This window comes from Pseudomonas sp. DR48, assembly GCF_019823085.1.
GTDB lineage: Bacteria > Pseudomonadota > Gammaproteobacteria > Pseudomonadales > Pseudomonadaceae > Aquipseudomonas.
Map to the genome: position 1 here is coordinate 2,562,894 of NZ_CP081946.1, position 22,541 is coordinate 2,585,434.

General features: G+C 59.8%; 22 protein-coding genes. 12 read left to right on the forward strand and 10 right to left on the reverse strand.

Annotated features, from left to right (window positions below; genetic code table 11):
• The first annotated feature begins 17 nt into the window (after positions 1-17).
• From K5K95_RS11620 to K5K95_RS11655, 8 genes are all read left to right on the forward strand, one after another.
• Complete coding sequence (locus K5K95_RS11620; protein ID WP_208670312.1) at positions 18-1,508, forward strand: aldehyde dehydrogenase family protein; 1,491 nt, start codon at positions 18-20, stop codon at positions 1,506-1,508.
• Between the two features lie 155 nt (positions 1,509-1,663).
• Positions 1,664-2,947, forward strand: a complete 1,284-nt coding sequence (locus K5K95_RS11625) for an NAD(P)/FAD-dependent oxidoreductase (RefSeq protein ID WP_222589551.1) — start codon at positions 1,664-1,666, stop codon at positions 2,945-2,947.
• Positions 2,948-3,312: 365 nt separating this feature from the next.
• Positions 3,313-4,446: a branched-chain amino acid ABC transporter substrate-binding protein gene (locus K5K95_RS11630; protein ID WP_208670311.1), complete on the forward strand. Its 1,134-nt coding sequence runs from the start codon at positions 3,313-3,315 to the stop codon at positions 4,444-4,446.
• 166 nt (positions 4,447-4,612) lie between these two features.
• Positions 4,613-5,527, forward strand: coding sequence for an ABC transporter permease subunit (locus K5K95_RS11635; RefSeq protein ID WP_027921961.1), 915 nt, complete (start codon positions 4,613-4,615; stop codon positions 5,525-5,527).
• A 3-nt stretch (positions 5,528-5,530) separates the two neighbouring features.
• Positions 5,531-6,814 (forward strand): high-affinity branched-chain amino acid ABC transporter permease LivM, encoded by a 1,284-nt coding sequence (gene livM, locus K5K95_RS11640; RefSeq protein ID WP_222589552.1) that lies wholly within the window; start codon positions 5,531-5,533, stop codon positions 6,812-6,814.
• Positions 6,811-7,686, forward strand: a complete 876-nt coding sequence (locus K5K95_RS11645; RefSeq protein WP_222589553.1) for an ABC transporter ATP-binding protein — start codon at positions 6,811-6,813, stop codon at positions 7,684-7,686. The genes livM and K5K95_RS11645 overlap by 4 nt, the downstream gene beginning before the upstream one ends.
• Complete coding sequence (locus K5K95_RS11650; protein ID WP_222589554.1) at positions 7,683-8,399, forward strand: ABC transporter ATP-binding protein; 717 nt, start codon at positions 7,683-7,685, stop codon at positions 8,397-8,399. Before K5K95_RS11645 ends, K5K95_RS11650 begins: the two co-directional genes overlap by 4 nt.
• A gap of 834 nt (positions 8,400-9,233) precedes the next feature.
• Positions 9,234-10,001: an SDR family oxidoreductase gene (locus K5K95_RS11655; RefSeq protein ID WP_222589555.1), complete on the forward strand. Its 768-nt coding sequence runs from the start codon at positions 9,234-9,236 to the stop codon at positions 9,999-10,001.
• Between the two features lie 92 nt (positions 10,002-10,093).
• On the opposite strand, the gene K5K95_RS11660 is transcribed toward K5K95_RS11655, so the two are convergent.
• The 7 genes from K5K95_RS11660 to K5K95_RS11690 all read right to left on the reverse strand — a co-directional run bounded on the left by K5K95_RS11660 (position 10,094) and on the right by K5K95_RS11690 (position 15,284).
• Positions 10,094-11,221, reverse strand: coding sequence for an AGE family epimerase/isomerase (locus K5K95_RS11660; RefSeq protein WP_222589556.1), 1,128 nt, complete (start codon positions 11,219-11,221; stop codon positions 10,094-10,096).
• A 175-nt stretch (positions 11,222-11,396) separates the two neighbouring features.
• Positions 11,397-11,969 carry a HupE/UreJ family protein gene (locus K5K95_RS11665; RefSeq protein ID WP_222589557.1) on the reverse strand — a complete coding sequence of 191 codons (573 nt, stop codon included), beginning with the start codon at positions 11,967-11,969 and terminating at the stop codon, positions 11,397-11,399.
• 29 nt (positions 11,970-11,998) lie between these two features.
• Positions 11,999-12,613: an urease accessory protein UreG gene (gene ureG, locus K5K95_RS11670; protein ID WP_007947546.1), complete on the reverse strand. Its 615-nt coding sequence runs from the start codon at positions 12,611-12,613 to the stop codon at positions 11,999-12,001.
• 23 nt (positions 12,614-12,636) lie between these two features.
• Positions 12,637-13,311 (reverse strand): urease accessory protein UreF, encoded by a 675-nt coding sequence (locus K5K95_RS11675; protein WP_222589558.1) that lies wholly within the window; start codon positions 13,309-13,311, stop codon positions 12,637-12,639.
• Complete coding sequence (gene ureE, locus K5K95_RS11680) at positions 13,308-13,808, reverse strand: urease accessory protein UreE (RefSeq protein WP_222589559.1); 501 nt, start codon at positions 13,806-13,808, stop codon at positions 13,308-13,310. Before ureE ends, K5K95_RS11675 begins: the two co-directional genes overlap by 4 nt.
• 202 nt (positions 13,809-14,010) lie before the next feature.
• Positions 14,011-14,643, reverse strand: coding sequence for a TetR family transcriptional regulator (locus tag K5K95_RS11685; RefSeq protein ID WP_010464134.1), 633 nt, complete (start codon positions 14,641-14,643; stop codon positions 14,011-14,013).
• 170 nt (positions 14,644-14,813) lie between these two features.
• Complete coding sequence (locus K5K95_RS11690; RefSeq protein ID WP_222589560.1) at positions 14,814-15,284, reverse strand: hypothetical protein; 471 nt, start codon at positions 15,282-15,284, stop codon at positions 14,814-14,816.
• A gap of 385 nt (positions 15,285-15,669) precedes the next feature.
• Here K5K95_RS11690 and K5K95_RS11695 point away from each other — a divergent pair, with 385 nt between their 5' ends.
• The gene (locus K5K95_RS11695) at positions 15,670-17,745 is read left to right on the forward strand and encodes an AsmA family protein (protein ID WP_222589561.1); all 2,076 of its coding nucleotides are present in this window, start codon (positions 15,670-15,672) and stop codon (positions 17,743-17,745) included.
• A 111-nt stretch (positions 17,746-17,856) separates the two neighbouring features.
• On the opposite strand, the gene K5K95_RS11700 is transcribed toward K5K95_RS11695, so the two are convergent.
• Together K5K95_RS11700 and K5K95_RS11705 are read right to left on the reverse strand one after the other, a co-directional pair.
• Complete coding sequence (locus K5K95_RS11700) at positions 17,857-18,387, reverse strand: bacterioferritin (RefSeq protein ID WP_222589562.1); 531 nt, start codon at positions 18,385-18,387, stop codon at positions 17,857-17,859.
• 127 nt (positions 18,388-18,514) lie between these two features.
• Positions 18,515-19,447, reverse strand: coding sequence for a LysR substrate-binding domain-containing protein (locus K5K95_RS11705; protein ID WP_222589563.1), 933 nt, complete (start codon positions 19,445-19,447; stop codon positions 18,515-18,517).
• Positions 19,448-19,541: 94 nt separating this feature from the next.
• On the opposite strand from K5K95_RS11705, the gene K5K95_RS11710 reads away from it, so the two are divergent.
• The 3 genes from K5K95_RS11710 to K5K95_RS11720 all read left to right on the forward strand — a co-directional run bounded on the left by K5K95_RS11710 (position 19,542) and on the right by K5K95_RS11720 (position 21,492).
• Positions 19,542-20,180, forward strand: a complete 639-nt coding sequence (locus K5K95_RS11710) for an FMN-dependent NADH-azoreductase (RefSeq protein ID WP_222589564.1) — start codon at positions 19,542-19,544, stop codon at positions 20,178-20,180.
• Positions 20,181-20,492, forward strand: a complete 312-nt coding sequence (locus tag K5K95_RS11715; protein ID WP_222589565.1) for a DMT family transporter — start codon at positions 20,181-20,183, stop codon at positions 20,490-20,492.
• Positions 20,493-20,601: 109 nt separating this feature from the next.
• A complete protein-coding gene (locus tag K5K95_RS11720) occupies positions 20,602-21,492 on the forward strand; it encodes an esterase/lipase family protein (protein WP_222589566.1) in 891 nt (296 codons plus the stop codon).
• Between the two features lie 87 nt (positions 21,493-21,579).
• Here K5K95_RS11720 and K5K95_RS11725 read toward each other — a convergent pair whose 3' ends face one another.
• On the reverse strand, positions 21,580-22,467 hold the full coding sequence (locus tag K5K95_RS11725; protein ID WP_222589567.1) for a DMT family transporter: 888 nt from the start codon (positions 22,465-22,467) through the stop codon (positions 21,580-21,582).
• Positions 22,468-22,541 lie beyond the last annotated feature (74 nt).

Here is a 22,541-nt window from a genome sequence, read left to right on the forward strand (position 1 = left end):
TGCTTGAGGAGTGACCCATGGTTGCCGCATTGCTTGATCGTCTTGGTGTGAACCCGGCCCTGTACCAGAACGGCAAAGTGCCGGTGCATTCGCCGATCGATGGCAGCCAGATCGCCGCCGTGAACTGGGAAGGCGCTGCCGAAGTCGAGCAGCACATCAGTCGTGCAGATCATGCGTTCGAATTGTGGCGCAAGGTCCCGGCCCCGCGCCGTGGCGAACTGGTGCGTCAACTGGGCGATATCCTGCGTGAATACAAGGCCGACCTCGGCGAGCTGGTGTCCTGGGAAGCCGGCAAGATCACTCAGGAAGGCCTGGGCGAAGTTCAGGAAATGATCGACATCTGCGACTTCGCGGTCGGTCTGTCCCGTCAGTTGTACGGTTTGACCATCGCCTCCGAGCGTCCGGGCCACCACATGCGCGAAACCTGGCACCCGCTGGGCGTCGTCGGCGTGATCAGCGCCTTCAACTTCCCGGTCGCCGTCTGGGCCTGGAACACCACGCTGGCGCTGGTGTGCGGCAACCCGGTGATCTGGAAGCCGTCCGAGAAAACCCCGTTGACCGCGCTGGCCTGCCAGGCACTGTTCGACCGCGTACTGAAGAACTTCAGCGACGCCCCGCCACACTTGAGCCAAGTGATCATCGGCGGTCGCGATGCCGGCGAAGCACTGGTCGATGACCCGCGTGTCGCGCTGATCAGCGCCACCGGCAGCACCCGCATGGGCCGTGAAGTGGCGCCGAAAATCGCCGCACGTTTCGCCCGCAGCATCCTGGAACTGGGTGGCAACAACGCGATGATCCTCGGCCCAAGCGCCGACCTGGACATGGCCGTTCGCGCCATCCTGTTCAGCGCCGTCGGCACCGCCGGTCAACGCTGCACCACGCTGCGTCGCCTGATCGCTCACGAGTCGGTGAAGGAAGAAATTGTTACCCGCCTGAAAGCTGCGTACTCCAAAGTGCGCATCGGCCATCCGTTGGAAGGCAACCTGATCGGCCCGCTGATCGACAAAAACAGTTTCGAAAACATGCAGGACGCGCTGGAGCAGGCCTTGAGCGAAGGCGGCCGAGTGTTCGGCGGCAAACGCCAGCTGGAAGATAAATTCCCGAACGCTTACTACGTCGCGCCGGCCATCGTTGAAATGCCGGAACAGAGCGATGTGGTCTGCCACGAAACGTTCGCACCGATTCTGTACGTGATCGGCTACAAGGATTTCGACGAAGCCCTGCGCCTGAACAACGCCGTACCGCAAGGCCTGTCCTCGTGCATCTTCACCACCGACGTGCGTGAAGCCGAGCAGTTCATGTCGGCGGTCGGCAGCGACTGCGGCATCGCCAACGTCAACATCGGCCCGAGCGGCGCGGAAATCGGTGGCGCGTTTGGTGGCGAGAAAGAAACCGGCGGTGGTCGTGAATCGGGCTCCGACGCATGGCGCGGCTACATGCGTCGCCAGACCAATACCGTGAACTACTCGCTGGAGTTGCCGTTGGCTCAGGGCATTACGTTCGACTAAGTATTGAGTCAAGCGGTGATCCCCTGTGGGAGCGGGCTTGCTCGCGAATGCAATCTGTCAGTCGACATTAATGTTGTCTGACACACCGCTTCGCGAGCAAGCCCGCTCCCACACTGGGAAGTGTGTGTTAGTTAGGTTTCTGTCGGAGTCTGGCAATGCGGTTACGCGAAGAGTGTCTGTGGGAAAAACTGACGCCGCAAAGGCCTGAAAATGCGGCGCTCAAGGGCGAAGTCAAAGTCGATGTCTGCGTCATCGGCGCCGGTTTCACCGGTCTGTCGGCGGCGGTGCATCTGCTGGAGCAAGGCAAGACGGTGTGTGTGCTGGAAGCCCATCGCGCCGGTCATGGCGGTTCGGGACGCAATGTCGGGCTGGTCAACGCCGGTATGTGGATTCCACCGGACGAGATCGAAGCCGGCTTCGGCGAAGCGGTCGGCAGTCAGCTCAACCGCATGCTGGGGGCGGCACCTTCCCTGGTGTTCAGCCTGGTCGACAAATACAACATCGATTGCCAGTTACGCCGTGAAGGCACGCTGCACATGGCGCATAACGCCCGTGGCGAAGCCGATCTGCGCAGTCGTGAACAACAATGGAAACGTCGTGGCGCCCCGGTCGAACTGTTGACCGGGCAAGCGTGTGAGCAAGCGACGGGGACCAAAAAGATTGCTGCGGCGCTGCTTGATCGGCGTGCGGGCACGATCAACCCGATGGCGTATACGACCGGACTGGCCAAAGCGGCCATCAGTCTCGGCGGTCAGCTGTTCGATCATTCTGCGGTCACCCGGCTCGAACGTCAGGGTCAGCGCTGGTCGGTGCAAACTGCTCAGGGTTCGGTGCTTGCCGAACAAGTGGTCATCGCTTCCAACGCCTACACCGAGGGCGACTGGACCGAACTTCGACGCAATTTCTTCCCCGGTTATTACTACCAAGTGGCCTCGGTCCCGCTGACCGAAGAGGCTGCACAGCAGATTCTGCCCGGCGGCCAGGGTTCCTGGGACACTCGGCAGGTCCTCAGCAGTATCCGTCGCGACAAGGACGGGCGATTGTTGCTGGGTAGCCTGGGCAATGGCAACCAGAAGCCGACCTGGTTCCTCAAGGCCTGGGCCGACAGGGTTCAGCAGCACTACTTTCCGTACCTCAAACCTGTGGAGTGGGAGTGCACCTGGACCGGTTGCATTGCATTTACCCCTGACCACTTGATGCGTTTGTTCGAACCGGCGCCCGGTTTAGTGGCAGTCACTGGCTATAACGGTCGGGGTGTGACGACGGGGACGGTGGTCGGCAAGGCATTTGCCGACTATCTGTGTAACGGAAATCCTCAGGCGCTGCCGATTCCCTTCGCCCCCATGCAGCCGCTTGCGGGGGTGGGGTTGCGCAGCTGTTTGTACGAAGCCGGGTTCTCGCTGTATCACGCAGGCCAGTGCTTGCGGATCGTTATTTGATTGTTGAAATTTGTTGCTTGAAGCGGCGCTTTTTCGCGCAGCGACTAGCCTGTAAAAGGTGCGGGTTGTAGCAGTACCGCACCAGCAGTGTGCACTTCGGTGACGCTGGTTGTTACAGGCTGGTTGCACGTCGTTTGGCGCCGCGGTTGCAATGATGGCGCGCGTGGGTTGCGCCGTTAAAAATAAAAGGTTTCACCTTCCGCGGTTTAGACGGTTGCACGCCCAATGAAAATGGGATCGAAACAGTCGAAAAAACAATAAAGCAGCGACTTTTCTCAGAATAAAAAACCGATGGCACGGCCCTTGCTCTGAGCATTCAGTGAAGTCGCAGTGCCAACTAAAAAAAAACCTTGGAGCACCACCTCATGTCCCAGACGTTTTACAAGAAAGGCTTTCTGGCCCTCGCAGTGGCAACTGCTTTGGGTGTTTCTGCGTTTGCACAGGCTGATGTGAAAATCGGTGTGGCGGGTCCGATGACAGGTGCCAACGCGGCATTTGGCGAGCAGTACATGAAGGGTGCACAGGCTGCAGCCGACGCAGTGAACGCGGCGGGCGGCGTCAACGGGGAAAAAATCGTACTGGTGAAGGGCGATGACGCCTGCGAACCGAAACAGGCTGTGACGGTCGCCAAGGACCTGACCAACCAGAAAGTTGCCGGCGTGGTCGGTCACTTCTGCTCCTCGTCGACCATCCCGGCCTCCGAGATCTACGACGAAGCGGGCATCATCGCAATCACCCCGGGCTCTACCAACCCACAAGTGACCGAACGCGGCCTGAGCGCCATGTTCCGTATGTGCGGGCGTGACGACCAGCAAGGCATTGTCGCCGGCGACTACATCGTCGACGTGCTCAAGGGCAAGAAAGTTGCCGTACTGCACGACAAGGACACCTACGGCCAAGGCCTGGCAGACGCCACCAAGGCTCAACTGGTCAAGCGCGGCGTAACGCCGGTGCTGTATGAAGGCCTGACCCGTGGCGAGAAAGACTTCAGCGCCGTGGTCACCAAGATCCGTGCGGCCGGTGCCGACGTGGTCTACTTCGGCGGCTTGCACCCGGAAGCCGGTCCACTGGTTAAACAGCTGCGTACCGAAGGCCTCAAGGACGTGAAATTCATGTCCGACGACGGCATCGTGACCGACGAACTGGTAACCACCGCTGGCGGTCCGCAATACGTCGATGGCGTGCTGATGACCTTCGGCGCCGACCCTCGCCTGCTGCCAGACAGCAAGACAGTGGTGGACGATTTCCGCAAAAAAGGCACCGAGCCTGAAGGCTACACCCTGTATGCCTATGCTTCGGTCCAGACCCTCGCTGCAGCTTTCAACGGTGCCAAATCCAACAAGGGTGAAGACGCTGCCAAATGGCTGAAAGCACACCCGGTCAAAACCGTCATGGGCGAGAAGACCTGGGACAGCAAGGGCGACCTGAAAGTCTCCGACTACGTGGTTTACCAGTGGGACAAGGACGGCAAATACCACCAGCTGGAAAAACAGAAGTGATATGAGCTGATGCCCGGCGCCTTGTGCGCCGGGCAATCAAAGAACATGTCCGTGCAGTACCTGTCTTTTCTCGTAGAGCTGCACACAACCGTGTTGCGTCGGCGGCTGAACCCCGGTCCGTAGCAACCCGCTTCTGTGCAGTCTCTCAAATGCGTGAGATTGCGTTATGGATGGTATTTTCCTGCAGCAACTGGTCAACGGCCTGACCCTCGGGTCGGTCTATGGCCTGATCGCCATCGGCTACACAATGGTCTATGGCATCATCGGCATGATCAACTTCGCCCATGGCGAGGTTTACATGATCTCTGCGTACCTCGCGGCGATCAGTCTGGCTCTGCTGGCATACTTCGGTATTGAATCCTTCCCTCTGCTGATGCTCGGCACACTGGTCTTCACTATCGTCGTCACGGCGGTGTACGGCTGGGTCATCGAGCGTGTCGCCTACAAACCGCTGCGTAACTCCACACGACTGGCTCCGCTGATCAGCGCCATCGGTATTTCCCTGATCCTGCAAAACTATGCACAGATCGCCCAGGGCGCCCGCCAACAAGGCGTGCCAACACTGTTGACCGGTGCATGGCGCGTTGAAGTCGGGACCGGCTTCGTCCAGCTCACCTACACCAAGATCTTCATCCTGGTCGCTGCGTTCGTCGGTATGGGCCTGCTGACCTATGTCATCAAGTACACCAAGCTCGGCCGCATGTGCCGCGCGACCCAACAAGACCGCAAGATGGCCTCGATCCTGGGGATCAACACCGATCGCGTGATTTCCTACGTGTTCATCATCGGTGCAGCGATGGCGGCCCTGGCCGGCGTACTGATCACCATGAACTACGGCACGTTCGACTTCTACGCAGGCTTCGTCATCGGGATCAAGGCGTTCACCGCGGCGGTACTCGGCGGGATCGGCTCGCTGCCTGGCGCGATGCTCGGCGGGATCATCCTCGGGATTTCCGAGTCGCTGTTCTCGGGCCTGGTGAACTCGGACTACAAAGACGTGTTCAGCTTCTCGCTGCTCGTTCTCGTTCTGGTCTTTCGGCCTCAAGGCCTGCTCGGCCGTCCTCTTGTGTCGAAGGTGTAAGCGATGTCTTCAACCACTAAAAAAACCATTGATATCAAAAGAAGCCTGGTTGACGCGATTCTTGCCGGCCTTGTAGCGCTCATAGTGTTCGGTCCGATTGTCGGCGTGGTCCTCGACGGCTACGGCTTCAACCTGGAACCGAAGCGAGTGGCGTGGATTGTCGCCATCGTCATGGCGGGCCGCTTTGCCCTGAGCCTGTTCCTGCAAACGCCCAAGGGCCTGAGAATCCTTGAAGGCTTTGAAACCACCGGCTCCGGGGTTCATGTACTGCCACCTGATTACAAATCCCGTTTGCGCTGGATCGTGCCGCTGGTGATTTTGATCGCCGTGGTGTTCCCGTTTTTCTCCAACTCCTACTTGCTGGGCGTGGTCATCCTCGGGCTGATCTACGTATTGCTCGGCCTGGGGCTGAACATCGTGGTCGGCCTGGCCGGTCTGCTCGACCTCGGTTACGTGGCGTTCTATGCGATCGGTGCCTACGGTCTGGCGCTCGGTTATCAATACCTGGGGCTGGGTTTCTGGACCGTGCTGCCACTGGCGGCGATCACGGCGGGGCTGGCTGGCTGCATCCTTGGCTTCCCGGTACTGCGACTGCACGGTGACTACCTGGCGATCGTGACCCTGGGCTTCGGTGAAATCATCCGGCTGATCCTCAACAACTGGCTGTCGCTGACTGGCGGTCCGAACGGCATGCCGGCACCGCTGCCGACGTTCTTCGGCCTTGAGTTCGGCAAAAGAGCGAAGGATGGCGGCATACCGTTTCATGAGTTCTTCGGCATCGCCTACAACCCTGACGTGAAGTACTACTTCATCTATACGGTGTTGTTCCTGGTCGTGCTGGCTGTGCTCTACATCAAGCATCGCTTGACCCGCATGCCGGTCGGTCGCGCCTGGGAAGCCTTGCGTGAAGACGAAATCGCCTGCCGCTCCATGGGCCTGAACCACGTGCTGGTCAAGCTCTCGGCGTTCACCATCGGGGCATCGACTGCCGGTTTGGCCGGTGTGTTCTTCGCCACCTATCAAGGCTTCGTCAACCCGACCTCGTTCACCTTCTTCGAATCCGCCCTGATCCTCGCCATCGTGGTACTCGGCGGCATGGGTTCGACCATTGGCGTGGTGATTGCGGCGTTCGTGCTGACCGTCGCCCCGGAACTGCTGCGTGGCTTCGCGGAATATCGCGTGTTGCTGTTCGGCGTGCTGATGGTGTTGATGATGATCTGGCGACCGCGCGGCCTGATTCGGATCAGCCGTACCGGTGTGACCCCGCGTAAAGGAGTAGCGCCATGAGCGAAGTCGTACTCTCGGTCGAGAAGCTGATGATGCACTTCGGCGGCATCAAGGCGTTGAGTGATGTCAGCCTGAAAGTCCACCGCAACTCGATCTTTGCCCTGATCGGCCCCAACGGTGCCGGCAAGACCACGGTGTTCAACTGCCTGACGGGGTTCTACAAGGCCTCCGGCGGCAAGATCGAACTCAATGTGCGTGGCGAACGGACCAACGTCATCCAGTTGCTGGGCGAGTCCTTCAAGCCAATCGATTTCGTCTCGCCGAAATCTTTCGCCACGCGCCTGTTCTACAAAATGTTCGGCGGCACCCACCTGGTCAACCGCGCCGGCCTGGCACGTACTTTCCAGAACATTCGACTGTTCAAGGAAATGTCGGTGCTGGAAAACCTGCTGGTGGCCCAACACATGTGGGTCAACCGCAACATGCTGTCCGGCATCCTCAACACCAAGGCCTACCGCAAGGCCGAAAGCGATGCGCTGGACCATGCCTTTTACTGGCTGGAAGTGGTCGACCTGGTGGATTGCGCCAACCGTCTGGCTGGTGAACTGTCCTACGGGCAACAACGCCGTCTGGAAATCGCCCGGGCCATGTGCACCCGGCCGCAGATCATCTGCCTCGACGAACCGGCTGCCGGCCTCAACCCTCAGGAAACCGAAGCGCTGAGCGCGATGATCCGTCTGCTGCGCGACGAACACGATCTGACCGTGGTGCTGATCGAACACGACATGGGCATGGTAATGAGCATTTCCGACCACATCGTGGTGCTGGACCACGGCATCGTCATTGCCGAGGGCGGACCTGATGCGATCCGTAACGATCCGAAAGTGATTGCGGCCTACCTGGGCGCTGATGAAGAGGAAGTGGTGTTATGAGTCAGCCGATCCTCGAACTCAAGGACCTGGACGTGTTCTACGGGCCGATCCAGGCCCTGAAGAATGTCTCGCTGCACATCAATGAAGGTGAAACTGTCAGCCTGATCGGTTCCAACGGCGCCGGTAAATCGACCCTGCTGATGTCGATCTTCGGTCAGCCTCGGGCGGCTGACGGGCAGATCATCTATCAGGGCGTGGACATCACGCACAAATCCTCCCACTACATCGCATCCAACGGCATCGCTCAATCGCCTGAAGGCCGGCGCGTGTTCCCCGACATGACCGTCGAGGAAAACCTGTTGATGGGCACCATCCCGATTGGCGACAAGTACGCCAAGGAAGACATGCAACGCATGTTCAAGTTGTTTCCGCGACTCGAAGAGCGGCGCAACCAGCGTGCAATGACCATGTCTGGCGGCGAGCAGCAAATGCTCGCCATCGCCCGTGCGTTGATGAGCCGGCCCAAGCTGTTGTTGCTCGATGAGCCGAGCCTGGGGTTGGCGCCAATCGTGGTGAAACAGATTTTCGCGACCCTGCGGGAACTGGCGAGTACCGGCATGACCATCTTCCTGGTCGAGCAGAACGCCAACCATGCACTCAAGCTGTCGGACCGCGCTTACGTGATGGTCAACGGCGAGATCCGCATTACGGGCACCGGCAAGGAGCTGCTGGTGAACGAGGAGGTGCGTAACGCTTATCTCGGCGGCCACTAACCGTAAAACCCCCAAAACGCCCTGACGAACTCAGGGCGTTTTTTTATGCCCGTTTGTAGGAGCTGTCGAGTGAAACGAGGCTGCGATCTTTTGACTTTGCTTTTAAAAAAAACAGATCAAAAGATCGCGGCCTCGTTTCACTCGACAGCTCCTACAGGGGAATTGGAAAAGCGGTAAAGGGAAATTGTGGAAAACAATATTCACAAGCTCTCAAAGCGCGACATAAAGCCGCTGCAAATAGTTGTTTTGTCACGGTTTTGACTTGTCCCCGTTTGCTGTGGAGCTGGCTGTGAATAACGTGGGAGTAGCTGTCTGAGAGCCTTTGAATCCGTGGCTTGCAGCGATGTGGTTGTTTTTTGATCAGGCGTTTTTACTGGAGTCTGACTTGGCTTTGTCAACCTTTTTGTTGGTCGCATAAAAGGCTCGGCATGTGCTCGCCATGCCTGTGGATAAGTCTGTGGTTAAACTCTGGAAAGACTCGGCTGAGGGCCGTAGTTACTGGCTTGGCGCCATCGCCGCTTTTACCGCCAATCGTGCAAATTGCCATGGGGCTACACAGCCGACCGTTCAGGGTCAAGCAAAAAAATTTCCAAATTGCCCGCAAAGCCTTGTGGATAGCGGCCTTCAGCTTTTCGACTTGCCCCCGGAAACTGTGGACCGGCCTGTGGATAAGGTGCGCGTACATGGCTACAAGCCACGGCGGACAAGGCGTAGCCATGGTTGGTTGTTTTTTATACAACAATACGAAGGTTGCCCGTAGAAGCCGGGGCGGGCATGCTGCCAGCTGATTTTCTATTCCAATGGCTGCCGATCAGCCGAAGCAAGGAGAACACGATGTCCAACACCCTGTTTATTACCGGCGCGACCTCCGGTTTTGGTGAAGCCTGTGCCCGTCGTTTTGCCGAGGCGGGTTGGAAGCTGGTGCTGACAGGTCGTCGTGAAGAGCGCCTCAACGCCCTGTGCGCCGAGTTGTCGAAGCAGACCGAAGTGCATGGCCTGGTGCTCGACGTGCGTGATCGCAAGGCGATGGAGGAAGCGATTGCCAACCTGCCGCCATCCTTTGCCAAGCTGCGCGGGCTGATCAACAACGCCGGCCTGGCGCTGGGTGTTGATCCGGCGCCCAAGTGCGACCTCGACGATTGGGACACCATGGTCGACACCAACATCAAAGGCCTGATGTACAGCACTCGTCTGCTGTTGCCGCGCCTGATCGCCCACGGTCGTGGCGCCGGTATCGTCAACCTGGGTTCTATCGCCGGCAACTACCCGTACCCGGGCAGCCACGTGTATGGCGCGAGCAAGGCGTTCGTCAAACAGTTCTCCTTGAACCTGCGCTGCGACCTGCAGGGCACTGGCGTGCGGGTCAGCAACATTGAGCCGGGCCTGTGCGAAAGCGAGTTCTCGCTGGTGCGTTTTGCCGGTGACCAGGAGCGTTACAACGCGACCTATGCCGGTGCCGAACCGATCCAGCCGCAGGACATCGCCGAGACCATTTTCTGGGTGCTCAATGCGCCGGCGCACATCAACATCAATAGCCTGGAATTGATGCCGGTAAGCCAGACGTGGGCTGGTTTTTCGATTGAGCGCAATGCCAAGTCTTAAGACCGCGTAACGGCCATCGCGAGCAAGCCCGCTTCAACAGGTTCAGCGCAATCCCTGTGGGAGCGAGCTTGCTCGCGAAGGCGATCGGTCAGTCAACCGAGATAGTCAACCAGCCCTTGATAGCAGGTCGCCAAGTGATAAGGCGTCGTCGACGGCATGTCCTTACGGCTGACTTCACCGTTCTCATCCCGACACTCATGCCAACCGCCCGCATGCAAAAAACGCTGCTGCAACGCCTTTAACTGGCGCTGCACCGAGGCTTCGCTGTTCGGGCGCAAGGTCAGCGCGCGCAGGTATTCAGCCTGAGCCCAGATGCGTTGAGTGGCATCCTTCGCGCAGCCGTCCAGATCAAGCATGGCGGCTACCGCGCCTGTCTGTGGATCTACGCCCAGTTGTTCGGTGAGCGCAAATGCACGATCCAGCGACGTGTGCAGTCTGCAACCGCGCAGCAATGGCGAAGACTCCAGCAGGAAATACCATTCGAACTGATGCCCCGGTTCAAACCAGTTATCCACAGCGCCCAGCGGTTTCTCCATCAACACATTCTGTTGTGGGTCAATGAAACGCTTGTGCATGGCTGTGCATAACTCGACGAGCGCACGCTGCACGGCGATGTCTTCACGCACCGACAAGGTCGCGAGGAAGGCTTCAGCCAGGTGCATCAATGGATTTTGCAGAGGGCCGGACGCAAGCGACGACCAGTTACGGTCGAGGCTGGCTTCATACAGGCCGTCGCCTGTCGCGAAGCGCTGGCCGATGACTTCCAGTGCCGCGTTGAGCACCGACTCCACCAGTGGCTCGCGCACCTTGGACCAGTAGTGGGCGCAGGCGAACAGGATGAAAGCGTGGGTGTACAGGTCTTTGCGCCGATCCAGCGGCGCACCTTGCGGATCGATGCTGTAGAACCAGCCACCGTGTTCGGCGTCATGGAAATGCTGTTGCAAGGAACGGAACAGCGCTGCGGCGCGCGCTTCGGCGGCCGGCACCTCGCCGATCAGGCTGGAGAAAAGGTAGAGCTGACGGGCGCAGGCCATGGCCCGATAGCGTTGGGGAGGCAGCGGTTGATGCCCGGCGTCCAGCGCTTCATAGGGCAGCGCCATGTCCGCATTCCAGCCTGGGCCCTGCCAGAGCGGCACGATCACTTCCTGGAAATGCTGTTGCACAGAAGCAAACAGAGCGGTCAATTCAGGCGCGGAGGCGGAGCGGGAAACAGGCGGCATTGGCTGGCGTCGTCACGGCAGGGTTAATTGCGCGACATGTTAGCAGAGTGAACGCATTGATCGTTCCTACGCTCCGCGTGGGAATGCCTCAACGGACGCTCCGCGTTCGGCTCCTGGGACGCAGAGCGTCCCGGGCTGCATTCCCACGCAGAGCGTGGGAACGATCTTTGGAGACTTAGCCCGCCAGCAACCAGACCCCGGTCGCCGCCGAAGCCGCGCCCGCCAACCGAACCAGTGGAGCAGCCGCTTGCGGCAACACTCGCACCACCGCGTAACCCGCGGCATGCAATGCCGCCGTCGCTGCCACAAACCCTGCGGCATAGGCCCAAGGGCTCGACATGTCCGGCAGTTCCAGGCCATGGGCCACGCCGTGGAACAGTGCAAACAATGCCGTCGCCGCCACCGCCACACTCAACGGCGGACGCACCGCCAACGCAACTGCCAGGCCCAGCGCCAGCACCGACGCCGCGATCCCGCTTTCCAGCGCCGGCAGGTTCAGCCCTTCAAATCCGAGCAAGCCACCCATCAGCATGGTGCCAACGAATGTGCACGGCAGCGCCCAGCGCGCCGCGCCTTTTTGCTGCGCCGCCCACAGACCGACGGCAACCATTGCCAGCAAGTGATCGAGGCCGCCGATTGGGTGGCTGATGCCCGCGATCAGACCGTTATCACCATGACCCGGGTGGGCGAAGGCGATGGCTGGGGTCAGCAGCAGGGCGATGGCGCCCAGGATACGTTTGAGTGTCATGAATAAGCTTCCTTGTTGATAAGTTTCGATCAGGCGGCGGTCAGCAAACCCTGGCGTTCGATGAACGCAATGATTTCTTCCAGGCCAAGGCCGGTCTTTTGGTTACTGAAAACAAACGGCTTGCCGTTGCGCATGCGCTTGGTGTCGCTGTCCATCATTTCAAGCGAGGCGCCCACCAACGGCGCGAGGTCGACTTTGTTGATAACCAGCAAATCGGATTTGCAGATGCCAGGACCGCCCTTGCGCGGCAGCTTGTCGCCGGCCGAGACGTCGATCACGTAGATGGTCAGGTCGGACAACTCCGGGCTGAAGGTCGCCGAGAGGTTGTCGCCACCTGACTCAACCAGAATCAGGTCCAGCCCGGGGAAGCGTCGATTCAGTTGATCCACGGCTTCAAGGTTGATCGACGCGTCTTCGCGGATCGCGGTGTGCGGGCAGCCGCCGGTTTCCACGCCGATGATGCGTTCGGGCGCCAGGGCTTCGTTGCGCACCAGGAAATCGGCGTCTTCGCGGGTATAGATGTCGTTGGTGACGACGGCCAGGTTGTAGCGCTCGCGCAGGGCCAGGCACAGCGCCAGAGTCAGCGCTGTTTTGCCGGAGCCGACCGGGCCGCCGATGCCGACACGCAGGGGTTGTGTGTTCATGTGGTTCTCCAAATTTAAAGGCCCTAGGACCTGAACAGACGGCTGTACTGGCGCTCATGGGCCATGCACGCCAGGGACAGGCCGAAAGCGGCGCTGCCGTAGTGTTCGGGGTTGATTCGGGTAGCGTCTTGCTGGGCTTGTTGCAGCAATGGCAGCAATTCACTGGTCAGGCGTTGCGCGGCTTGCTGGCCCAGCGGCAGGGTTTTCATCAACACCGCCAGTTGGTTTTCCAGCCAGCTCCAGAGCCACGCGGCCAGCGCGTCTTGCGGTCTGATCTGCCAGGCGCGAGCGGCCAGCGCCCAGCCGAGGGCCAGGTGAGGCTCGGGACGTTGTTCGAGAAAGGCGCGGGCCGGACCATCGAGTTCCGGCAAACCGTTGAGCAACTGCTGCAGGGAATAGCCCATTTGCCGACTTTCCTGATGCAGCTCACGGGTTTCCCGGCTGGCGCGATGTTCTTCGCAGCGTTGCAGCAACTCGCCCCAGTTCTCTTCCGCGGCGGCGGTGCAATGAGCAAGCAGCAGCGGCGCTTCGAAACGAGCGAGGTTGAGCAGCAGTTGATCGCTGATCCAGCGACGTGCGCTGGCGGCATCATTGACCCGGCCGTTATCCACCGCCATTTCCAGACCCTGGGAATAGCTGTAGCCGCCAATCGGCAGCTGCGGGCTGGCCAGACGCAGCAGCGCCCAGGCTGGGTTCATGAACGCACGCCGAACTGGTGCAGTTTCGGCGGGTAGTTGAAGTCCTCGTCGCCGTGACGGGAATGGTGATGGCCGCCGCCATAGGCGCCGTGTTCCGGCTGGAACGGGGCTTCGATGTTCTCGACCTTGGCCTCGAGCTGTTCGAGCATGGCTTTGAGCACGTAATCGTCGAGCAGTCGCAACCAGCCATCGCCGACTTGCAAGGCCACGTGGCGATTGCCCAGGTGATAGGCGGCGCGAGTCAGTTCGAAGGCATTGGCACAGGTGACGTGCAGCAGTTGTTCGGGGCGGGCGCAGACGCGCACGACACGACCGTCTTCGGCTTGCAGGCATTCACCGTCATACAGCGGTGGCTGACCGCGCTCCAAAAACAACCCGACGTCTTCGCCCTCGGCACTGAAACAGCGCAAACGGCTTTTGCTCCGGGCTTCGAAGTTCAGGTGCAACTCGGCGGCCCAGACGGGTTGAGGGTCGATTCTGCGATGAATCACCAGCATCGGAAGGCTTCCAGCAATGGACAATGCTCAGGCTAGAGCAAGGGGCTTGCCAATCAGACGATACGTAGGAAATACCCGTCGGAGCTTAGTGGGTGTTTCAGGATGTTGCGGAATTTTGAGCCAGAATGGTGCGGGGGTTTTTGAGTGGCACCAAATTGATGCCTTGAGGATTTTTTGTGGGAGCGAGCCTGCTCCCTAAGTTTTACTCGGTACTGCCGAGACCTTGCCAATGCTTGAGGCCGATGAAGATGAAGCGCAGTTGCTGAGTGATTTTTGCCTGTGGCGTCAGGTGCTCAGGCAAAGCCTCAGCCGGTGGATCGATGATGTCCGGCAGGGTCGCAAACACACTTTTAACAATCAGATCCGCCATGACGCTGAGGCCGGCGATGTCCAGGTGCTGAAGTTTTGGCATCAAGGAAAGGTCTGCGGCCAGGTCGGAGCTGATGTCTTCGCGCAAACGTCCAATGGCCTGACGCACCGGCAGTGAGCCGCCATATTGTTCGCGGGCCAGAAACAGGAACTGCGAGCGATTGGCCGAGACGACGTCGAGGAAGATTCGTACCGAAGCGTCGATAATGCCGCCCATGACGAATTCGTTATGGCGCACCAGGCGAATGGTTTCACGGAAGGTCTGGCCGACTTCGCTCACCAGCACCAGGCCCAGTTCGTCCATATCGGCGAAATGCCGGTAGAAACCGGTGGGCACGATCCCGGCGGTTTTCGCCACTTCGCGCAGGCTCAGGCTGCCGAATCCGCGGCCACATTCCATCAGGTGACGGGCAGCGTCCATCAAGGCGTTGCGGGTTTGTTGTTTCTGTTCGGCGCGGGGCAGCATCGCAAAAGTGTTTTCTGGACAGGACAGCGACGCACTCTAGCAAATCGGCTTCGGTGGCGTCGAACGACTATCGGGGGCAATTATCGGAGGATCAGGCGGGGAAATGCAGCTTCTGTAAAAGTCAAAAGCCCAATCCGGTGATTGGGCTTTTTTTCAGGGCCGCCATGGGCTTAGCTCAAGGCGCTGTTGCGTTCGATTACACGGTCACCACCACCTTCGGCGAGGGTTTGGCCTTGTGGGGTGCGATCAGAACCACCTTCAGCAAGGGTTTGGCCTTGTGGAGTGCGATCGGAACCGCCTTCAGCGAGGGTTTGGCCTTGTGGAGTGCGATCGGAACCGCCTTCAGCGAGGGTTTGACCTTGTGGAGTGCGCTCTGAACCGTCAGCAGCCAGGGTTTGGCCTTGTGGGGTGCGATCAGAACCGTCTTGAGTGATCAGGCCTTTTTCTTTCAGGCGATCGTTACCGCCTTCGGCCAGGGTTTGACCTTGTGGAGTGCGCTCGGAGCCATCGGCAGCGACGGTTTGGCTGAATACCGAGTAGCTGGTTTTGACTTGTGGGGTAGCCTGGTCAGCGGCTGGCAGGGCAAAAGCGGTGCTGGCTAGCAGTGAGAGTGACAGGCTAAGCAGTAATTGGCGTTTCATGATGGGGTGCTCCTTGGGAGGGCGATAAAGTGGGTACGAGGGCAATGCTACTCTCGATAAGTCGATATAAAAGTTCATAAACGCAATGGTAATAATCAACGGAATTGATTGTTCCACTGAAGCGCTCTAGAACGGGCGTTTCCGGCGACCGTTTTTGCACTGAGGTGGGTATTTTCGACTCACTCGTGCCGCACGAAAGTGCGGGGCGGTAACGCTGGATTCGGGCGCAGTCTCTCCCTGGCCGATTATTTGAGGATTAATCGACTTTTCTGTTAAACCTGCGGGCCGTTTTTCAGTCGTAGATTCCATGGCAGGCCGGTTCCGGCCTAACGTTTCACATACGCGTCGCAGTCAGGGCGCTCAGTCGTATCAGGAGCCCTGTGCAATGACGCGCACTCGTAAAATAGTTGCCTGGACCTTCGCCAGTCTGGTTGTGTTGCTGGCGGTCCTGGTTCTGATCATCGTGTTCTTTGATTGGAACCGCATCAAACCGTCCCTTAATGCCAAAGTCTCTGATGAACTGCATCGTCCTTTCGCCATCAACGGCAACCTGGCGGTGGTCTGGCGGCGCGAACCCGACGAGGGCGGTTGGCGGTCCTGGGTGCCATGGCCGCATGTGGTGGCCGAAGACCTGAGCCTGGGCAACCCCGACTGGTCGAAGAAGCCGCAGATGGTCACGCTCAAACGCGTCGAACTGCGCATTTCACCCTTGGCACTGCTGGCGCAGCGGGTGGTGATCCCGCGCATTGACCTGACCGAACCCAGTGCGGACCTGCAGCGTCTGGCCGACGGACGTGCCAACTGGACGTTCAAATTCGACCCCAAAGACCCGAACGCCGCACCTTCAAGTTGGGTGGTGGATATCGGTGCTATCGGTTTCGACAAAGGCCACGTCACCCTCGACGACCAAAATCTCAAGACTCAGCTCGACTTGATCATTGATCCGCTGGGCAAACCCATTCCGTTCAGCGATATCGTCGGCGACAAAGCCGCGAAAGCCGCGCTGGAAAAAGGTGCGGCCCCGCAGGACTACGCGTTTGCCCTCAAGGTCAAAGGCCAATACCACGACCAGAAACTCGCGGGCGAAGGCAAGATCGGCGGATTGCTGGCGTTGCAAGACGCCGCCAAGCCGTTCCCCCTTCAGGCCCAGGTAAAAATTGCCGACACCAGCGTCGAACTGGCCGGCACGCTGACCGATCCGCTGAACCTCGGTGCCCTGGACCTGCGCCTGAAACTGGCCGGTGCCAGCCTGAGCACGCTCTACCCGTTGACCGGCGTAACCCTGCCGGCTACGCCGCCGTACGAGACCGACGGGCATTTGATTGCCAAGCTGCATGACGCGGGCGGCGCGGTGTTCCGTTATGACGAGTTCAACGGCAAGATCGGCGGCAGCGACATTCATGGCAGCCTGGCCTATGTCGCCAGCCAGCCGCGACCCAAGCTCAGTGGCTCGTTGCTGTCCAATCAACTGCTGTTCGCCGACCTTGCGCCGCTGATCGGCGCCGACTCCAACGCCAAGCAAAAAGTCCGGGGTGGCGAAAGCAAGCAGCCGGCGGACAAGGTGTTGCCGGTCGAGGAGTTCAAGACCGAACGCTGGCGCGACATGGACGCCGACGTCGAGTTCACCGGCAAGCGCATCGTCCACAGCGAAAAGCTGCCGTTCAACGATCTCTACACTCACTTGGTGCTCACTGACGGTGTCCTCAGCCTCGAACCCCTGCGTTTCGGCGTGGCGGGCGGCAACCTCGATGCGCAGATTCGCCTCAATGGCCGCACTGAGCCCCTGGAAGGCCGGGCCAAACTCACCGCGCGCAAGTTCAAGCTCAAGCAGTTGTTCCCCACCTTCGAACCGATGAAAACCAGCTTCGGTGAGCTGAATGGCGATGCCGACATCACCGGTCGTGGCAATTCGGTGGCCAAGCTGCTGGGCAGCGCCAACGGCACTCTGAAGATGCTGATCAACGATGGCGCCATCAGCCGTGAGCTGATGGAACTGGCGGGGCTCAACGTCGGCAACTACGTGGTGGGCAAGATCTTTGGCGACAAGGAAGTGAAGATCAACTGCGCGGCGTCCGACTTCGACATCAAGGCCGGGTTGGCGACCACGCGGTTGTTCGTGTTCGATACCGAGAACGCGATCATCTATATCGACGGCACGGCGAACATGGCTACTGAGCAACTGGACCTGATCATCACCCCGGAATCCAAGGGCTGGCGATTGATTTCACTGCGCTCGCCGCTGTATGTGCGGGGCAAGTTCATCAAGCCCGATGCCGGTGTGAAGGCAGTACCGCTGATGTTACGTGGGGCGGGGATGGTGGCGCTGGGCGTGATCGCGGCACCGGCGGCCGGGTTGTTGGCGTTGGTGGCGCCCAGTGGTGGAGAGCCGAACCAGTGTGCGCCGTTGCTGGAGCAGATGAAGGCGGGTAAGGCGCCTGTGACCGTTAAACCTACCAAGTAATTTGCGGCGTCTATGAAGACGCCATCGCGAGCAAGCCCGCTCCCACATTGGTTCTGTAAATACAGTTCAATTGTGGGAGCGGGCTTGCTCGCGATGGCGATCTGACAGGCGCTACAGATCTTTCAGGATGTCGGCCATGTCATCGGCATGCTCTTCTTCCTGAGCCAGAATGTCTTCGAAGATGCGCCGGGTCGTCGGGTCTTTATCGCCTATGTACTGAATGATCTCGCGATAGCTGTCGATGGCGATGCGTTCGGCCACCAAATCCTCGTACACCATTTCCTTGAGTGAATTACCGGCCACGTATTGCGCGTGGGAGTTTTTCGACAGAAGGTCAGGGTTGAATTCAGGCTCGCCACCCAGTTGCACGATGCGCTCGGCCAGTCGGTCGGCGTGCTCGGCTTCCTGTGTGGCGTGTTCGAGGAACTCGTCGGCGGCAACGTTGGCTTTCAAGCCGCTGGCCATGAAGTAGTGGCGCTTGTAGCGCAAGACGCAGACCAGTTCGGTGGCCAGCGATTCATTGAGCAGGCGCAGGACTTCTTCGCGGTCGGCGCTGTAGCTTTCGGTCACCGCACCATTCTCGACGTTCTTGCGGGCACGTTCGCGAAGAGTGGTTACATCAGACAAATGCATGTCGCTCATCTCGTTCTCCTGAGGCTAATCCGGTTTGCGTCACCTTCTGGGGAAGTGATCGCTGCCTAAAGTGTGAGTGACGGGCGCGGCGAAAAGTTTTATGTAATTTGGCAATCGCAAGCCGTGACCGAGACGATCACGCCAGTGCCAGCCCCGACAGCAGCGCCTCTTCGCGCAGCCACGCAAAAAATGCCCGCACTGGCGGATGCCGTTCACGCCCGGGCACGCACAGCGCACTGTAGCTGGCGCCATCGACCTGGATCTCGCCGCGATAAGGCACCAGCAAACCACTGGCCACGCTTTGCGACACCAGAATATTGCTCGCCAGCACCAGCCCTTGCCCGGCGATCGCCGCTTGCAGGGCGTAATGCTCTTCGTCGTATTCACGGACCGCCGGTTGCCCCGTCAGCCAGGTCTCAGCGGATTGCGCGCACCAGGCCTCCCAGCCGTGGGCGTACAGCTTGGAATTGTGCCAGTGCACGCTGATCAGCGTCGGTGCCCGGCCAGCGGCCAGGGCCACCTGCTCGGGCGAGCCGTAAACGCCGAAGGACTCATCGAACAGGCACAACCCATACAGGTTCGGATAGTCATCCAGGCTGTAACGCACCACCAGATCGACGCTGGCGTCCTGATGCAAATCGATAACCTCGCAATGGGTATCGAGCCGAACGTTGATAGTCGGATGGCGTGCGTAAAACCGTCCCAGTCGTGGCACCAGCCACAGCGCCGCGAAGGCGGCGGTGGTGGAAATCGTCAGGCTCGCGCCGCTGCGTTGCGGGCGCAGGGTGTCGACGCTTTGTGCCACTTCCAGCAACGCGCCGTGCAAGCTGCGAAATAGCCGTTCGCCGCCATCGGTCAGGCGCACTTGCCGTGGCAGCCGTTCGAATAGCGGCACGCCGAGCCAGTTCTCCAGCGAGCGAATCTGGTGGGACACCGCCGTCGGCGTTACCGAGAGTTCTTCGGCGGCAGCCTTGAAGCTCAGCAGGCGCGAGGCGGATTCGAAGGCGCGCAGGGCGGTCAGCGGCAACGAGGCAAACATGGGAACACTCCATGGATGAAATGAATTCATTCAGACTGATTTCTGCTCATTTGAAGAGGTGCATTCACGAGCGTCAAGCTGTGAATCACACAGCAGTTCGAGTTTAGTCCTCAAGGAGAATCAGATGAGTAAAATTCTTGCTATTCACGCCAGTCCTCGCGGTGAACGTTCCCACTCCCGGCGTCTGGCCGAGGTGTTTCTGGCGGCCTGGCAGGCACGTAATCCTCAGTCGCAGCTGACGCGTCGCGAAGTCGGTCGGGCATTGATTCCACCGGTGAACGAAGCGTTTGTCGCCGCGGCGTTTTACCCCGAGCCCCATACGCGACCGTTGTCGATGCAAGCTGACTTGGCATTCAGTGATGAACTGGTCGCTGAGTTGCTGGGCCACGATCTGCTGGTGATCTCCACGCCGATGCACAATTTCAGCGTGCCCAGTGGCCTCAAGGCCTGGATAGATCAGATTGTGCGTCTCGGGTTGACCTTCAATCACACCCTGGACAACGGCGTCGCCCAGTACGAGCCGTTGGTGCAGGGCAAGAAAGCCCTGATCGTCACCAGCCGTGGCGGATTCGGCTTCGGCCCGGGTGGCGAGCTGGAGGCGATGAACCATGCCGACCCGTTGCTGCGTACGGCACTGGGATTCATCGGCATCAGCGACATCACCGTGGTCGCCGCCGAGGGCGAAGAATCCGCCGCGCGCACCTTCGAGCTTTCGGCGGCGGAGGCCGAACAGCGTTTGCTCGCGCTGGCCAGGGAGTTCTAGATGGCCTGGCTGTTTTTGCTGATCGCCGCCGGGTTTGAAGTTACCTTCGCCATGGGCATGAAGTACGCCGAAGGCTTCACCCGGCTCTGGCCGTCGCTGATCACGGTGGTCGCCGCGGTGGGCGGGATTTACTTCCTGACCCTGACCCTGGCCATGCGCGAGTTGCCGGTGAGCATCGCCTACCCGATCTGGACTGCCATCGGCTCACTGGGCACGGTGTTTCTGGGCTTTGCGCTGCTGGGCGAAAGCCTCACAGCGCTCAAACTGGTGTCGGTGGGGTTGATCGTGGCGGGTGTGGTGGGGCTGAAGTGAGGCGGGATGTCATAGACTGGTCGTCGAGTTGTCATCTTGGGTGACGATGCTTGGCTGACGTCTTGCATCGCGCCTTGCCTCATCTCTCCGATCACAAGGACGTTCGCCCATGTCGCAAGGTTCCGCTACGCGCTACCCGTTGGTGTTGGTCCCGGGGATGCTCGGATTCATCCGCCTGGTGTTCTATCCGTATTGGTACGGGATCATTTCGGCATTGCGCCGGGGCGGAGCGATCGTGTTTGCGGTGCAGGTCTCGCCGCTCAATTCCAGTGAGGTGCGTGGCGAGCAGTTGCTGGCGCGGATCGAGGAGATCCTGCGCGAGACCGGGGCTGAAAAGGTCAACCTGATCGGGCATAGCCAAGGCTCGCTGACGGCGCGTTACGCGGCCGCCAAACGCCCGGATCGCGTGGCCTCCGTGACCTCGGTGGCCGGGCCGAATCATGGCTCCGAGCTTGCCGATTACCTGGAAAAACACTACCCGGAAAACAGCTTCAGGGGGCGTGTGCTCAGCGTCTTGCTGCGCTGGGTCGGTGCGTTGATGAGCCTGCTGGATACCGGATATCGCGGGCCGAAACTGCCTGTGGATATCCCGGCTTCGCATCAGGCGCTGACTAGTAAGGGCGTGGCGCTGTTCAACCAGCGTTATCCACAGGGCCTGCCTGAAACCTGGGGCGGGCAGGGGCCGGAAGAGGTCAATGGCGTGCGCTATTACTCATGGTCGGGGACGTTGCAGCCGGGCAAGACCGATCGCGGCGGTAACCTGTTCGACGGGACAAATCGCAGCTGTCGCTTGTTTGCCAGAACCTTTGTGCGCGAAACCGGGCATTGCGACGGAATGGTCGGGCGTTACAGCTCGCACTTGGGGACGGTGATTGGCGATGAGTATCCGCTGGATCACTTCGACATCGTCAATCAGTCGCTGGGACTGGTGGGCAAAGGGGCTGATCCGGTGCGATTGTTTGTCGAGCATGCCGCCCGGTTGAAAGCGGCAGGGGTCTAGACCGCGTTATCGTTCATCGCGAGCAGGCTCGCTCCCACAGTTGAGCGCATGCCCTGTGGGAGTGAGCCTGCTCGCGATGGCGTCAGGTCAGGCAACGCAAATCTTGCGGCCTAACACGGTGGTCCAACGCTCCGACAGTATCACCCCACCCAACGTCAACACCCCGCCCACCAAGTGATACAGCGCCAGTTGCTCATGCAGCACCAGCGCTGCAATCAACGCGGTGATCAACGGCAGCAGATTGAAAAACAGCGTGGTCCGGCTTGGCCCCAGGCGCACCACGGCCTGCATCCACGCCAACGGCGCGATCATCGAGGCCAGCAGGCAGGCGTACAACACCAGCGGAATATTCTGCAGAGTCAGACCAGTCTTCGGTGAAGCCATAAACAGCGGAAACAGCACCACCACCGCCACCAGCACCTGTAAATACAGCAATACCAGCGGCGGCAGGCGCAGCTGCCATTTTTTCAGCAGCGTGCTGTAGATCGCATAGGCCAGGGTGGCGATCAGCATCATTGCATCGCCCAGGTTTATCCCGTGTTCAAGCAGTACGCCGAGGCTGCCGGACGACACCACCACCAGCACGCCGGCAAACGACAACACTGCACCGGCCAGCGCCCCCGCCGTCAGGCGTTGGCCAAGGCTGACAATCGCCATGGCCAGCGACATCAATGGCATCAGCGACAGGATGATTCCCATGTTGGTGGCCGAGGTCAGGCTCGCGGCGAAGTACGCCAGGCTCTGATAGACCGCCATCCCGAGCACACCGAGGATGAAGATTTTGCCGAGGTTCGGGCGGATCGACGGCCAATGGGCGATCACCGGTTTGAGCATGAACGGCGTGAACAGTAACCCGGCCAGCAGCCAGCGATAGAAACCAATCTCGGCGGGGAAGATCGCCCCGGCTGACATTTTGGTGATTACGGTGTTGCCGGCCCAGATAAAAATGGCCAGCAGGGGGTAAGCGTATTGCATCAGAGAAAACCAGAGCGTTAATGAGGGGCAATTATCCCTTGTCTGGATGCAAGCCTATACTTCGATCCAGACAA

Excerpts from the sequence above, each read along its gene's own strand:
- K5K95_RS11715 (WP_222589565.1), top strand. The coding sequence starts at position 20,181 with ATGGCCTGGCTGTTTTTGCTGATCGCCGCCGGGTTTGAAGTTACCTTC.
- K5K95_RS11625 (WP_222589551.1), top strand. The coding sequence starts at position 1,664 with ATGCGGTTACGCGAAGAGTGTCTGTGGGAAAAACTGACGCCGCAAAGG.
- ureG (WP_007947546.1), bottom strand. The coding sequence starts at position 12,613 with ATGAACACACAACCCCTGCGTGTCGGCATCGGCGGCCCGGTCGGCTCC.
- K5K95_RS11700 (WP_222589562.1), bottom strand. The coding sequence starts at position 18,387 with ATGAGCGACATGCATTTGTCTGATGTAACCACTCTTCGCGAACGTGCC.
- K5K95_RS11635 (WP_027921961.1), top strand. The coding sequence starts at position 4,613 with ATGGATGGTATTTTCCTGCAGCAACTGGTCAACGGCCTGACCCTCGGG.
- K5K95_RS11620 (WP_208670312.1), top strand. The coding sequence starts at position 18 with ATGGTTGCCGCATTGCTTGATCGTCTTGGTGTGAACCCGGCCCTGTAC.
- K5K95_RS11645 (WP_222589553.1), top strand. The coding sequence starts at position 6,811 with ATGAGCGAAGTCGTACTCTCGGTCGAGAAGCTGATGATGCACTTCGGC.
- K5K95_RS11630 (WP_208670311.1), top strand. The coding sequence starts at position 3,313 with ATGTCCCAGACGTTTTACAAGAAAGGCTTTCTGGCCCTCGCAGTGGCA.
- ureE (WP_222589559.1), bottom strand. The coding sequence starts at position 13,808 with ATGCTGGTGATTCATCGCAGAATCGACCCTCAACCCGTCTGGGCCGCC.
- K5K95_RS11720 (WP_222589566.1), top strand. The coding sequence starts at position 20,602 with ATGTCGCAAGGTTCCGCTACGCGCTACCCGTTGGTGTTGGTCCCGGGG.
- K5K95_RS11725 (WP_222589567.1), bottom strand. The coding sequence starts at position 22,467 with ATGCAATACGCTTACCCCCTGCTGGCCATTTTTATCTGGGCCGGCAAC.
- K5K95_RS11660 (WP_222589556.1), bottom strand. The coding sequence starts at position 11,221 with ATGCCGCCTGTTTCCCGCTCCGCCTCCGCGCCTGAATTGACCGCTCTG.
- K5K95_RS11665 (WP_222589557.1), bottom strand. The coding sequence starts at position 11,969 with ATGACACTCAAACGTATCCTGGGCGCCATCGCCCTGCTGCTGACCCCA.
- livM (WP_222589552.1), top strand. The coding sequence starts at position 5,531 with ATGTCTTCAACCACTAAAAAAACCATTGATATCAAAAGAAGCCTGGTT.
- K5K95_RS11655 (WP_222589555.1), top strand. The coding sequence starts at position 9,234 with ATGTCCAACACCCTGTTTATTACCGGCGCGACCTCCGGTTTTGGTGAA.
- K5K95_RS11690 (WP_222589560.1), bottom strand. The coding sequence starts at position 15,284 with ATGAAACGCCAATTACTGCTTAGCCTGTCACTCTCACTGCTAGCCAGC.
- K5K95_RS11695 (WP_222589561.1), top strand. The coding sequence starts at position 15,670 with ATGACGCGCACTCGTAAAATAGTTGCCTGGACCTTCGCCAGTCTGGTT.
- K5K95_RS11710 (WP_222589564.1), top strand. The coding sequence starts at position 19,542 with ATGAGTAAAATTCTTGCTATTCACGCCAGTCCTCGCGGTGAACGTTCC.
- K5K95_RS11705 (WP_222589563.1), bottom strand. The coding sequence starts at position 19,447 with ATGAATTCATTTCATCCATGGAGTGTTCCCATGTTTGCCTCGTTGCCG.
- K5K95_RS11650 (WP_222589554.1), top strand. The coding sequence starts at position 7,683 with ATGAGTCAGCCGATCCTCGAACTCAAGGACCTGGACGTGTTCTACGGG.
- K5K95_RS11685 (WP_010464134.1), bottom strand. The coding sequence starts at position 14,643 with ATGCTGCCCCGCGCCGAACAGAAACAACAAACCCGCAACGCCTTGATG.
- K5K95_RS11675 (WP_222589558.1), bottom strand. The coding sequence starts at position 13,311 with ATGAACCCAGCCTGGGCGCTGCTGCGTCTGGCCAGCCCGCAGCTGCCG.